The sequence below is a fragment of the Kitasatospora sp. NPDC004531 genome (genome assembly GCF_053602195.1).
Genome location: NZ_JBSGDD010000092.1, coordinates 1 through 12,519, shown reverse-complemented (window position 1 = coordinate 12,519; position 12,519 = coordinate 1). Strand labels below are relative to the sequence as shown.

Genomic DNA, 12,519 nt, shown 5'->3' with positions numbered 1-12,519 from the left:
CTGGCGCTACAGCTCGGAAGCGATTAGCGACGCTTCGACTTGCGGTCTTCCTTCACGTGCCCCTTGAAGGTGCGCGTGGGAGCGAACTCGCCGAGCTTGTGGCCGACCATCGACTCGGTGACGAACACCGGGACGTGCTTGCGGCCATCGTGAACCGCGATCGTGTGGCCGAGCATGGCCGGGGAGATCACGGAACGACGGGACCAGGTCTTGATGACGTTCTGCGTGCCCGCCTCGTTCTGCACGTCCACCTTCTTCTGAAGGTGGTCGTCGATGAAGGGGCCCTTCTTGAGACTGCGCGGCATCTGACCTGCTCCTAGCGCTTCTTGTTGGTCTTGCGGCGGCGCACGATGAGCTTGTCCGACGCCTTGTTCGGGCGACGGGTGCGGCCCTCGGGCTTGCCCCACGGCGAGACCGGGTGGCGACCACCGGAGGTCTTACCCTCACCACCACCGTGCGGGTGGTCGATCGGGTTCATGGCCACACCACGCACGGTCGGGCGGACGCCCTTCCAGCGCATACGGCCGGCCTTGCCCCAGTTGATGTTCGACTGCTCGGCGTTGCCGACCTCGCCGACGGTCGCGCGGCAGCGCGCGTCGACCAGGCGGATCTCACCGGAGGGCATGCGCAGGTGCGCCATGCGACCCTCACGGGCGAGCAGCTGAATGCCGGAACCCGCGGAACGGGCCAGCTTGGCGCCACCGCCGGGACGGAGCTCCACCGCGTGGATGGTGGTACCGACCGGGATGTTGCGCAGCGGCAGGTTGTTGCCCGGCTTGATGTCGGCGCCAGCGCCGTTCTCGATCCGGTCACCCTGCGCGACGCCGCGGGGGGCGATGATGTAGCGCTTCTCGCCGTCCGCGTAGTGCAGGAGCGCGATGCGCGCGGTGCGGTTGGGGTCGTACTCGATGTGAGCGACCTTGGCCGGCACGCCGTCCTTGTCGTGACGACGGAAGTCGATCAGACGGTAGGCGCGCTTGTGACCGCCACCCTGGTGGCGAGCGGTGACACGACCGGCGTTGTTACGGCCGCCCTTGCTGTGCAGCGGGCGAACCAGCGACTTCTCCGGCGTGGACCGCGTGATTTCGACGAAGTCGGCCACGCTGGAGCCACGACGGCCCGGCGTAGTCGGCTTGTACTTGCGGATACCCATTTCTGTCCTCGTCCTTTACGACGATCGCAGTCCCTGACCCGAGGGTCAGGCGACCGGACCACCGAAGATGTCGATGCGGTTGCCCTCGGCCAGCGTCACGATCGCGCGCTTGGTGTCCTTGCGCTTGCCGAAACCGGTGCGGGAGCGCTTGCGCTTGCCCTGGCGGTTCAGCGTGTTCACGGCCTCGACCTTGACCGAGAAGACCGACTCGACGGCCTGCTTGATCTGGGTCTTGTTGGCACCGGGAGCCACGACGAACGTGTACTTGTTCTCGTCGAGGAGCGAGTAGCTCTTCTCCGAGATAACCGGCTTGATCAGGACGTCACGGGGGTCCGTGAACGTCTTGGAGGTGATCTCGCTCATCAGGCGGCAGTCCCTTCGAGCTCGCCCTCAGCAGCAACGGCCTTGGCGGACGCGGCCGGACCGGCCACGAAACGCTCGAAGGCGGCCTGGGTGAAGACCACATCGTCGGAGACGAGCACGTCGTAGGTGTTCAGCTGGCCGGCGTCCAGGATGTGCACGTTCGCCAGGTTGCGAGCGGACAGGATGCCCAGCTCGTCCTCGCGCTCGACCACCAGGAGGAGGTTCTTGCGCTCGGAGATCTTGCCGAACAGAGCCTTGGCGGCCTTGGTCGACGGAGCCTCGGTCGCGGTCACGCCGGTGACGACGTGGATGCGCTCGTGGCGGGCCCGGTCGGTGAGCGCGCTGCGCAGGGCGGCGGCGATCATCTTCTTCGGGGTCCGCTGCGAGTAGTCGCGCGGCACCGGGCCGTGGACCACGCCACCGCCGGTGAACTGCGGCGCGCGGGTCGAGCCCTGGCGGGCGCGACCGGTGCCCTTCTGGCGGTACGGCTTCTTGCCGCCGCCACGGACCTCGCCGCGGTTCTTGGCCTTGTGGGTGCCCTGACGGGCCGCAGCGAGCTGCGCCACGACGACCTGGTGCATCAGCGGGATGCTGACCTTGGCGTCGAAGATCTCGGCGGGCAGCTCGAGGCTGCCGGCCTTGTCGCCGGCCGGCGACAGGATGTCAATGCTGGTCATCTCTCTCACAGCCCCTTCGCCGCGGTGCGGACGAGGACGAGGCCGCCGTTCGGGCCCGGGATCGCGCCCTTGATGAGCAGCAGACCCTTCTCCGCGTCGACCGCGTGAACGGTCAGGTTCTGGGTGGTCACGCGCTCGTGGCCCATCCGACCCGCCATGCGCAGGCCCTTGAACACGCGGCCCGGGGTGGCGCAGCCACCGATGGAACCGGGCGAGCGGTGCTTGCGCTGGGTGCCGTGACCGGCGCCGAGACCACGGAAGTTGTGGCGCTTCATGACACCGGCGAAGCCCTTGCCCTTGGAGGTGCCGGTCACGTCGACCTTGACACCCGCCTCGAAGGTCTCGGCGGTGATCTCCTGGCCCAGGGTGTACTCGGACGCGTCCGAGGTACGCAGCTCGACCAGGTGGCGACGCGGGGTGACACCGGCCTTGGCGAAGTGGCCCTGGAGGGGCTTGTTCACCTTGCGGGGGTCGATCTCGCCGAAGCCGATCTGGACGGCGTCGTAGCCGGCCGGGCTGTCGGCGGTGTGGACCTGGGTCACGACATTCGGCCCGGCCTTGACGACGGTCACCGGGACGACCCGGTTGTTCTCGTCCCAGACCTGGGTCATGCCGAGCTTCTCGCCCAGGATGCCCTTAATCTGCTTAGCCATCTTCGGTGCGCCTCTCAGAGCTTGATCTCGATGTCGACGCCCGCCGGCAGGTCGAGACGCATCAGCGAGTCAACCGTCTTCGGCGTGGGGTCGAGGATGTCGATCAGACGCTTGTGAGTGCGCATCTCGAAGTGCTCGCGCGAGTCCTTGTACTTGTGCGGCGAGCGGATGACGCAGTACACGTTCTTCTCAGTGGGCAGCGGCACCGGGCCCGCGACCTGCGCACCAGTCCGGATCACCGTCTCGACGATCTTCTTCGCCGAGGAGTCGATGACCTCGTGGTCGTAGGCCTTGAGCCGGATGCGGATCTTCTGTCCCGCCATGGCTACTTCGTAGTCCTTCGTTCAGAAAGTTGCTGCACGACCCCTCCTCCGACCCCCGCGCTCGGGCGTGTCGCACTCGCGCTTGCAAAAAACCGGCGAAGAAATCCGTCGGTTTCGAACTGCTGGGTGGAGGTGAGCCGGGCCGAGACCCCGCATACGCTTCCCGGAAGATTCCCGTACTTTCGCCCCGCAGCTGCCGCGGTGTCGCTTACACACCACTGCACCCACACACAGCACGTGGGCACATGGACGGCCATTCACGGGAACGACGAGTACATGGGACTCGCTTCCGGTCCTCCCGGCGGGAGGCGCGCAGCATCGGTACTCAACCGAGCAACTCAGACATCCTGCCACAGATGGCGGGCGATACGCCAATCGGGCCCGGACGCAGCGGTGCACGTCACACCGGGTGCGGGCCGGCCGGCGCGGGAAAACGCCGAGGGCCCGGCCCCCTCCCTCGCGGGAGCGGACCGGGCCCTGCAGTTGACCAGAGGTCAGATCGGCAATTACTTGACGATCTTGGTGACCTGGCCGGCGCCGACGGTGCGGCCACCCTCACGGATGGCGAACTTCAGGCCCTCCTCCATGGCGACGGGCTGGATCAGCGCGACGGTCATGGCGGTGTTGTCGCCCGGCATGACCATCTCGGTGCCCTCGGGGAGGGTCACGACGCCGGTCACGTCCGTGGTACGGAAGTAGAACTGCGGGCGGTAGTTGTTGAAGAACGGGGTGTGACGGCCACCCTCGTCCTTCGACAGGATGTAGGCCTGGGCCTCGAAGTCCGTGTGCGGGGTGACCGAACCCGGCTTGATGATGACCTGGCCGCGCTCGACGTCCTCGCGCTTGATGCCGCGGAGCAGCAGACCGACGTTCTCGCCGGCCTGGCCCTCGTCGAGCAGCTTGCGGAACATCTCGATACCGGTGACCGTGGTGGTGGTCTTGGTGGTCTTGATGCCGATGATGTCGACGGTCTCGTTGACCTTGAGGATGCCGCGCTCGATGCGGCCGGTGACGACGGTGCCACGACCGGTGATCGTGAAGACGTCCTCGATCGGCATCAGGAACGGCTGGTCGGTGAGGCGGGCCGGGGTCGGGATGGCCTCGTCGACGGCGTGCATCAGGCCGAGGAGCTTCTCGCCCCACTCCTTGTCGCCCTCGAGCGCGCGCAGCGCCGAGACGCGGACGACCGGCAGGTCGTCGCCCGGGAACTCGTACTCGGAGAGGAGCTCGCGGACCTCGAGCTCGACGAGCTCCAGGATCTCCTCGTCGTCCACCATGTCGGCCTTGTTCAGGGCGACGACGATGTAGGGGACGCCGACCTGGCGGGCCAGGAGGACGTGCTCCTTGGTCTGCGGCATCGGGCCGTCGGTGGCGGCGACGACGAGGATCGCACCGTCCATCTGGGCCGCACCGGTGATCATGTTCTTGATGTAGTCCGCGTGACCCGGGCAGTCGACGTGGGCGTAGTGACGCGCCTCGGTCTGGTACTCGACGTGCGCGATCGAGATGGTGATACCGCGCTGACGCTCCTCCGGCGCCTTGTCGATCTGGTCGAACGGCGTGAAGGGGTTGATCTCCGGGTACGCGTCGTGCAGCACCTTGGTGATGGCCGCGGTAAGAGTGGTCTTACCGTGGTCAATGTGACCGATGGTGCCGATGTTGACGTGGGGCTTCGTCCGCTCGAACTTCGCCTTCGCCACTGCAGTCCTCCTGAGGACAGTTCTGTACGCCGTACGACGTCAGTTGGTCTGGATCGGGTTATGGGAACGGGGCGCTTGTGACGCCCCATGCCGTCCCGCGGGTGGGGGTGCCGGAGGGCTCCCGGGCGGAACCCGGACGGGTGAACGCCCGGGTGCCCTCCTTCTAGCCTAAAGGGTCTGATTCATCCCGATTACCGGGACGTCACTCGCCCTTGGCCTTGGCGATGATGTCGTCCGCCACGTTCCGCGGAACCTCGGCGTACGAGTCGAACTGCATCGAGTAGCTTGCGCGACCAGAGGTCTTGCTGCGCAGGTCACCGACGTAGCCGAACATCTCGGAGAGCGGCACCAGCGCCTTGACGACGCGGGCACCGTGACGCTCCTCCATGGCCCGGATCTGGCCACGGCGGGAGTTGATGTCGCCGATCACGTCGCCCATGTAGTCCTCGGGGGTGGTGACCTCGACGGCCATCATCGGCTCGAGCAGAGCCGGCGACGCCTTCTTGGCACCTTCCTTGAACGCCATGGAACCGGCGATCTTGAACGCGAGCTCGGACGAGTCGACGTCGTGCGACGCACCGTCGAGCAGGCTCACGCGGACGCCCTGGAGCGGGTAGCCGGCGAGCACGCCGAACTCCATGGCCTCCTGGCAACCGGCGTCGACCGACGGGATGTACTCGCGCGGGACGCGGCCACCGGTGACCTTGTTGACGAACTCGTAGCCCTCGCCGGACTCGAGCGGCTCGATCGCGATCTGGATCTTCGCGAACTGGCCGGAGCCACCGGTCTGCTTCTTGTGCGTGTAGTCGATGCGCTCGACGGCCTTGCGGATCGTCTCGCGGTACGCGACCTGCGGCTTGCCGACGTTGGCCTCGACCTTGAACTCACGGCGCATACGGTCGACCAGCACCTCGAGGTGCAGCTCGCCCATACCCGCGATGATGGTCTGGCCGGTCTCTTCGTCCGTGTTGACCTGGAAGGACGGGTCCTCCTCGGCCAGGCGCTGGATGGCGACACCCAGCTTCTCCTGGTCGCCCTTGGACTTGGGCTCGATCGCGACGCGGATGACCGGGGCCGGGAAGTCCATGGACTCCAGGATGACCGGCTGCTTCTCGTCGGACAGCGTCTCACCGGTGGTGGTCTGCTTCAGGCCCATGACGGCGATGATGTCGCCGGCGCCCACCGAGTCGATCTCCTCACGCTTGTTCGCGTGCATGCGGTAGATCTTGCCGATGCGCTCCTTCTTGCCCTTGACGGAGTTCAGCACCGAGGTGCCGGACTCCAGGCGGCCGGAGTACACGCGGACGAAGGTGAGCTTGCCCAGGTGCGGGTCGGACATGATCTTGAACGCGAGGGCGGCGAGCGGCTCGTCGTCAGAGGCCTGACGGACGATCTTCTCCTCGTCGTTGCCCGGCTTCGTACCCTCGATGCCCTCGATGTCGAGCGGCGACGGCAGGTACTTCACGACCGCGTCGAGCAGGGGCTGAACGCCCTTGTTCTTGAACGCGGAGCCGCAGAAGATCGGGGTGAAGGACGAGTCCAGGGTGCCCTTGCGGATCGCGGCGACCAGCAGCTCCTCGGGGATGTCCTCGCCCTCGAGGGCGAGCTCCATCACCTCGTCGCTGATGTTCGACACGGTGTCGATCAGGGCCTCGCGGTACTCCGCCGCCTGCTCGGCCAGGTCGGCCGGGATCTCGACGGTGTCGTACATCTCGCCCTTGGGGGCGTCGGCCGAGTAGACCAGGGCCTTCATCTTCACCAGGTCGACGACGCCGGTGAAGTCCGACTCCGCGCCGATCGGCAGCTGCATGACCAGCGGGGTGGCGCCGAGGCGGTCCACGATGGTCTGCACGCAGAAGAAGAAGTTGGCGCCGGTGCGGTCCAGCTTGTTGATGAAGCAGATCCGCGGGACGCCGTAGCGGTCAGCCTGCCGCCACACGGTCTCGGACTGGGGCTCGACACCGGCGACACCGTCGAACACGGTCACGCCACCGTCGAGGACGCGCAGCGAGCGCTCCACCTCGACGGTGAAGTCGACGTGGCCCGGGGTGTCGATGATGTTGATCGTGTTCTCGACACCGTCGAGGGTCCAGTGGCAGGTCGTCGCGGCGGACGTGATGGTGATGCCGCGCTCCTGCTCCTGCTCCATCCAGTCCATGGTGGCAGCGCCATCGTGGACCTCACCGATCTTGTACGAGACACCGGTGTAGAACAGGATCCGCTCGGTGGTGGTGGTCTTGCCCGCGTCGATGTGCGCCATGATCCCGATGTTGCGGACCTTGGCGAGGTCAAGGGAGGTTGCAGCCATGGTGGCTCGTTCTCTCTCTGTCTAGTGACGGGGTTCGGACTACCAGCGGTAGTGCGCGAAGGCCTTGTTGGACTCGGCCATCTTGTGGGTGTCCTCGCGACGCTTCACGGAAGCGCCCAGGCCGTTGCTGGCGTCGAGGATCTCGTTGAGCAGACGCTCGGTCATGGTCTTCTCGCGACGGGCGCGGGAGTACCCGACCAGCCAGCGCAGCGCCAGGGTGTTGGCGCGGCCCGGACGGACCTCGACCGGCACCTGGTAGGTGGCGCCACCGACGCGGCGGGACTTGACCTCAAGGGTCGGCTTGACGTTCTCCAGCGCGCGCTTCAGCGCGACAACCGGGTCGGCGCCGGTCTTCTCACGGACACCCTCGAGGGCGCCGTAGACGATCCGCTCGGCGGTGGAGCGCTTGCCGTGCAGCAGGATCTTGTTGACCAGCGAGGTCACCAGCGGGGAGCCGTAGACCGGGTCGATGATGACCGGGCGCTTCGGGGCGGGGCCCTTACGAGGCATTCTTACTTCTCCTTCTTGGCGCCGTAGCGGCTGCGAGCCTGCTTGCGGTTCTTGACACCCTGGGTGTCGAGGGAGCCGCGGATGATCTTGTAGCGGACACCAGGAAGGTCCTTCACACGGCCACCGCGGACCAGCACGATGGAGTGCTCCTGCAGGTTGTGGCCCTCGCCCGGAATGTAAGCGGTGACCTCGATCCCGCTGGTGAGGCGCACACGGGCGACCTTGCGGAGAGCCGAGTTCGGCTTCTTCGGGGTGGTCGTGTACACACGCGTGCAGACGCCGCGACGCTGGGGCGAACCCTTCAGTGCGGGCGTCTTGTTCTTCTCGACCTTGTCCTGCCGGCCCTTTCGGACCAGCTGCTGGATCGTAGGCACCGTTTCTCCGTTTTCTGTGTGCCAAGGCTTGGTGGAACTAACCTGCGGTATGGCCCCCACCCACCGACCCACGCGGTCGGGTGTGTTGGCCTTCTTCGGGGGAAGAATCGCGGAATCCCATGAGCTGCGCTGCGGCTACGGCACACACCGAGCGGGTGGAGTCTCCGCTGCGGCGGCCGATCTGCTGGCACGCACAAGGACCCGGGCACACCCCAGGCACAAGGTCAGAGCGTACCTAGCGCACAGGCGGCGGTCAAAACAAATGGGGCGCGCCGGGGCGGCCGCCGCCCGGACCGGGGCCGGGCGGCCGGAACGGGGCTCAGCCCGGGCCGCCGCTGCTGCTCGCCAGAACCACCAGGAGGAAGAACAGCGTCCAACCGGCGATCGACAGCCAGCCGAACACCAGCCCGAAGATCGCCAGGCCGTCGCCGTCCTCGCCGGTGCGGCGGATGTTGGCGCGGGCCATGTGCCCGGTGATGACGGCGGGCAGCGCGGTGAAGCCGCCGAACACGCACAGGCCGCCGAGGATCGCCGAGGCCACCGCCAGGGCGTTGTTGCGCGGGTGGACCGGCAGCGGGGCCGGCGGCGGCATGAAGGTGGCGGGGACGGCGGCGCCGAACGGGGCGACCATCGGCCCGGACGGCAGGTCGGCGACCAGGGTGGCCAACTGCCCGTAGGTGGCGGCCTGGTGGGCGGAGCTCATCCGGTGCTCGTACTCGGCGGCGGTGAGCCGGCCCTCCGCGTAGGCGGCCTTCAACACGTCCACGGTGCGCTCGCGGTCGGCGTGCGCGGCGCGCATCGCGGACTGCGACGTCGGCACCGGCTGCCAGGGCTGCTGCCCGTACGGCGCCGGCGATCCCCACTGACCGGCCATCGCGGTCACCTCCCGTTCCCCGCACTGCGCGTGCGCTCCTCAGGATGCAGGACGAACGGCGTGCCCGGGTAGTTGCCGGGCTGCGGCGGGTGACGGCGCGGGCCCCGCCCCTAAGGGGTCAATACCGCCACATGGGGGATGGAAAGGTAAAGAAATGATCATAGGGTCGAGCGGATCGGCCCGGACCGACCCCGACAAGGAGACCACCCGCCATGGAGGCGACCACCCCGCCGCCCGCCGTCTCGATCCGCGACCTGTGGAAGCGCTTCGGCGCGCAGACCGCCGTCGCCGGACTGGACCTCGACCTGCCCGCCGGCTCGTTCATCGGACTCGTCGGCCCGAACGGCGCCGGCAAGACCACCACCCTGTCGATGGTCACCGGCCTGCTGCGGCCCGACCGGGGCACCGTGCTGGTGCACGGCGCCGACGTCTGGCAGGACCCGGTCGCGGTCAAGTCCCGGATCGGCATCCTGCCCGAGGGCCTGCGCATGTTCGAGCGGCTCAGCGGGCGCGAACTGCTCCAGTACAACGGGCGGTTGCGCGGCCTGCCCGGCCCGGAGACCGACCGGCGCGCCGAGGAACTGCTGGCCGTGCTCGACCTGACCGGCTCCGCCGACAAGCTGGTCGCCGACTACTCCACCGGCATGCGCAAGAAGATCGGCCTGGCCGCGGCGCTGCTGCACAACCCCGACGTGCTGTTCCTGGACGAGCCCTTCGAGGGCGTCGACCCGGTGTCCGCGCAGACCATCCGCGGCGTGCTCACCCGGTACGCCGCCTCCGGCTCCACCGTGGTGTTCTCCAGCCACGTCATGGAACTCGTCGAGTCGCTGTGCGACTGGGTCGCCGTGGTCAACGCCGGCCAGGTGGTCGCCGCCGGGCCGATCGACCAGGTGCGCGGCGAGACCTCGCTGCACCAGGCGTTCCTCGGGCTGGTCGGCGTCCGCGAGGACGACGGGCAGGCGCTCGACTGGCTCGGTGGGGGCCACCGGTGAGCACCGTGACCACCGGCGCCGCCGACGACCGGGCCGTCGTCCGCACCCTGGTGTCGCTCAAGATCCGGCTGCTGCGCAACGGCCTGCGGCGCAGCCCCGGGCGGGCCGCCGGCTACCTGATCGGCACCTGCCTCGGGGTGCTGTTCGGCGTCTCCTCGGCGGCCGGCCTGGTGGTGCTGCACGGGCGCGAGGGCGCCGCCGACGTCGCCGCGGTGCTCACCGCCGGGCTGACGGCCTGCTGGGCCGCCATGCCGCTGTTCTTCTTCGCCGGCGACGAGAGCGCCGACCCGACCCGGCTCACCATGCTGCCGCTGCGCCCGCGCGCGCTGCTGCGCGGCACCCTGCTGGGCAGCCTGGTCGGCCCGGGCCCGCTGGTCGGCCTGCTGATGCTGACCGGGGCCGCCGTCGCCGCCGGGCGGGGCGCGCTCTCCGCGGTCGTCGCGGTGCTCGCCGTGCCGCTCACCCTGCTGCTGCTGATCGCGCTGACCCGCTCGGTGGCCGCCGCCAACGCCCGGCTGCTGTCCAGCCGGCGCGGCAAGGACTTCGCGATCTTCGGCGGCCTGCTGTTCGCGGTGCTGGTGCAGATCGGCAACCTGGGCATGCAGAGCGCCGTCCAGGGCCCCGACCGGAGCCTGGACCTGTCGGTGCTGCACCCGTACGCCTCGGTGATGCGCTGGATCCCGCCGGTCTCCGCGATCGACGCGGTGCGCTCGGTGGGCGAGGGCGCCTACCTGGTGGCGGCGCTGCAACTGGCGCTGGCCGGGGCCCTGTTGGCCGTCCTGCTGCGCTGGTGGCTGGGCAGCCTGCAGAACCTGATGGTCTCCGGTGACGCCTCCACGCTGGTGGAGACCTCCTCGGTGCACTCCGGCCGGGGCGCCCGCGGCTGGCGGCTGCTGCCCGCCGGACGGGTCGGCACGGTCGCCCAGCGGCACCTGCGGTACGCCTGGCGCGAGCCGCGCGCCAAGGCCGCGATCTTCACCGGCGTCGGCATGACCGGCGTGATCGCCGCGCTGTCGGTGGTGCAGGGCTGGGGCTCGGTGTACGTGATCGGGATCGGCGGGCTGATGCTCGGCCTGCAGGCCGGCAACCTGTTCGGCATGGACGGCTCCGGGTTCTGGATGGTCGCCGCCACCCTGGCCACCCGCCGGGACGCCCGCGACGAACTGCGCGGCCGGGTGTTCGCCGTCCTTGTGTACAGCGTCCCCGTGCTGCTGGTGGCCGGCCCGGCGATCGCCGCCTTCACCGGCGGCTGGGGAGACCTCGCGCCCGCGCTCGGCGTGGCCTTCGCCGCGCTCGGCACCAGCGTCGGCCTGGGCAGCCTGATCAGCGTCTACGCGCCGTTCGCGCTGCCCGCCGACGGCAACCCGATGCGCAGCGCCGCGCCCGGGCAGAACGGCGTGGTGATGCTCAACGCCTTCGGCTCGATGTTCGGCGTGCTGCTGGGCTGCGCGCCGGTCGGCGTCGCGCTCGGCGTGCTGGTGGCGACGGACCGGGCGCTGTGGCCGGTGCTGCCGCTCGGCGTGCTGTACGGCGCGGCGCTGGCCCTGCTGGGCATCCGGGTGGCGTCCGCCGGGCTGATCAAGCGGCTGCCGGAGATCCTCGCCCGGGTGATCGAGCGCTGACGCCCCGGCCCCGGGCGCGCCGCTATCATGCGTGCGCGCCCGGGGCCGGTCCGCGGCGCACGGGGGAGGGCACGCCATGGGGACCGCCATCGCCGCGGAGGTCCGCGCCACGCAGTACGGCTGGACGGACAGCCCGTTCTGGACGCACACCGTGCTGCCGGTCCTGGTGGTGCTGCTGGTGCTGCGGGCGGTCACCGCGTTCACCCTCGGCCGCAGCCAGCACGGCTACCGGGCCCGGCTGCTCAGCCGGGGCCGACGGGCGCAGATCCGCACCCTGCTCACCGGCGACGCCTCCCGCCGGCAGCTCGAACTGCGGGCGCTGCGCACCGCGTACCCGCCGCGGCGGATCGCCTCGGCGGTGGAGCTGGCGCTGCCGGTGCTGATCGGCGGCGGGCTCACGGTGCTGATGTGGATCGGCGTGCACGCGCACTTCGACGACCCGGACGACCGGCTGGACCAGGAGGCGGTGCGCAACAGTCCGCCGTGGCTGGCGGCGCGCGGGCTGCTCGCGCTGTTCGGCGGCGAGGGCGGGCCGGGCGCGGCGCTGACCGGACTGGTGCTGACCGCGCTGTGGCAGCTGCTGTGGGCGCGGACCCGGTTCCTGGTGCTGTGCACCCGGATGCCGTCCGGCACCTGGGAGCACTCGGCGCTGCGCCGCTGGCTGGTGCCGGTGCTGGCGGGGCAGTTCCTGCTGATGCCGCTGGTGCTGCCGAACGGCGCGCTGATCGCGCTGGTGGTGTGGCAGCTGTGCTCGCTGTGGGCCACCCGCCGGCTGAACCTGCTGCCGACGGCGGCCCCGGCCCCGCCGCTGACCGGCGTCGCGGTGGCCGCCGAGGCGCCCGCCGGGGCCGTCCGGGAGACCGTCGACACGCTCGGTGCGGCCGCGTCCGCCCGGCTGCGGTCGAGGCTGCTGATGGTGATGGCCGCCACCGGCGTGCTGCGCGGCTTCCAGGACACCCGCACCCCGCTG

Annotated in this window: 13 protein-coding genes and 1 pseudogene; 3 read left to right on the top strand and 11 right to left on the bottom strand. The window is 69.5% G+C overall.

Going from position 1 to position 12,519, the window contains the following annotated elements:
• Nucleotides 1-23 precede the first annotated feature (23 nt).
• The 11 genes from rpsS to ACWEMJ_RS27930 form a co-directional block, all read right to left on the bottom strand.
• Nucleotides 24-305: a 30S ribosomal protein S19 gene (rpsS, locus tag ACWEMJ_RS27980; RefSeq protein WP_014136283.1), complete on the bottom strand. Its 282-nt coding sequence runs from the start codon at nucleotides 303-305 to the stop codon at nucleotides 24-26.
• 11 nt (nucleotides 306-316) lie between these two features.
• Nucleotides 317-1,153 carry a 50S ribosomal protein L2 gene (rplB, locus tag ACWEMJ_RS27975; RefSeq protein ID WP_043914588.1) on the bottom strand — a complete coding sequence of 279 codons (837 nt, stop codon included), beginning with the start codon at nucleotides 1,151-1,153 and terminating at the stop codon, nucleotides 317-319.
• A 45-nt stretch (nucleotides 1,154-1,198) separates the two neighbouring features.
• Complete coding sequence (gene rplW, locus ACWEMJ_RS27970; protein ID WP_030457419.1) at nucleotides 1,199-1,516, bottom strand: 50S ribosomal protein L23; 318 nt, start codon at nucleotides 1,514-1,516, stop codon at nucleotides 1,199-1,201.
• Nucleotides 1,516-2,193: a 50S ribosomal protein L4 gene (rplD, locus tag ACWEMJ_RS27965; protein WP_452139905.1), complete on the bottom strand. Its 678-nt coding sequence runs from the start codon at nucleotides 2,191-2,193 to the stop codon at nucleotides 1,516-1,518. The genes rplW and rplD overlap by 1 nt, the downstream gene beginning before the upstream one ends.
• Before the next feature lie 5 nt (nucleotides 2,194-2,198).
• Nucleotides 2,199-2,846, bottom strand: a complete 648-nt coding sequence (gene rplC, locus ACWEMJ_RS27960) for a 50S ribosomal protein L3 (RefSeq protein WP_452139904.1) — start codon at nucleotides 2,844-2,846, stop codon at nucleotides 2,199-2,201.
• A 14-nt stretch (nucleotides 2,847-2,860) separates the two neighbouring features.
• Entirely contained in the window at nucleotides 2,861-3,169 is a 309-nt protein-coding gene (rpsJ, locus tag ACWEMJ_RS27955; RefSeq protein ID WP_012785157.1) for a 30S ribosomal protein S10, read from the bottom strand.
• 506 nt (nucleotides 3,170-3,675) lie between these two features.
• Entirely contained in the window at nucleotides 3,676-4,869 is a 1,194-nt protein-coding gene (tuf, locus tag ACWEMJ_RS27950; protein WP_452139903.1) for an elongation factor Tu, read from the bottom strand.
• Between the two features lie 202 nt (nucleotides 4,870-5,071).
• Nucleotides 5,072-7,177, bottom strand: a complete 2,106-nt coding sequence (fusA, locus tag ACWEMJ_RS27945) for an elongation factor G (RefSeq protein ID WP_035863534.1) — start codon at nucleotides 7,175-7,177, stop codon at nucleotides 5,072-5,074.
• A gap of 39 nt (nucleotides 7,178-7,216) precedes the next feature.
• Nucleotides 7,217-7,687 carry a 30S ribosomal protein S7 gene (gene rpsG / locus ACWEMJ_RS27940; RefSeq protein WP_030457432.1) on the bottom strand — a complete coding sequence of 157 codons (471 nt, stop codon included), beginning with the start codon at nucleotides 7,685-7,687 and terminating at the stop codon, nucleotides 7,217-7,219.
• 2 nt (nucleotides 7,688-7,689) lie between these two features.
• Nucleotides 7,690-8,061, bottom strand: a complete 372-nt coding sequence (rpsL, locus tag ACWEMJ_RS27935) for a 30S ribosomal protein S12 (RefSeq protein WP_014144289.1) — start codon at nucleotides 8,059-8,061, stop codon at nucleotides 7,690-7,692.
• A gap of 319 nt (nucleotides 8,062-8,380) precedes the next feature.
• Nucleotides 8,381-8,935, bottom strand: coding sequence for a DUF1707 and DUF4190 domain-containing protein (locus tag ACWEMJ_RS27930; RefSeq protein ID WP_452139902.1), 555 nt, complete (start codon nucleotides 8,933-8,935; stop codon nucleotides 8,381-8,383).
• A 212-nt stretch (nucleotides 8,936-9,147) separates the two neighbouring features.
• Here ACWEMJ_RS27930 and ACWEMJ_RS27925 point away from each other — a divergent pair, with 212 nt between their 5' ends.
• The 3 genes and pseudogenes from ACWEMJ_RS27925 to ACWEMJ_RS27915 all read left to right on the top strand — a co-directional run.
• Nucleotides 9,148-9,927, top strand: coding sequence for an ABC transporter ATP-binding protein (locus tag ACWEMJ_RS27925; protein WP_452139901.1), 780 nt, complete (start codon nucleotides 9,148-9,150; stop codon nucleotides 9,925-9,927).
• Complete coding sequence (locus ACWEMJ_RS27920) at nucleotides 9,924-11,549, top strand: transporter (RefSeq protein ID WP_452139900.1); 1,626 nt, start codon at nucleotides 9,924-9,926, stop codon at nucleotides 11,547-11,549. Before ACWEMJ_RS27925 ends, ACWEMJ_RS27920 begins: the two co-directional genes overlap by 4 nt.
• 76 nt (nucleotides 11,550-11,625) lie before the next feature.
• Nucleotides 11,626-12,519: pseudogene (locus ACWEMJ_RS27915) on the top strand (hypothetical protein); the annotation flags it as partial.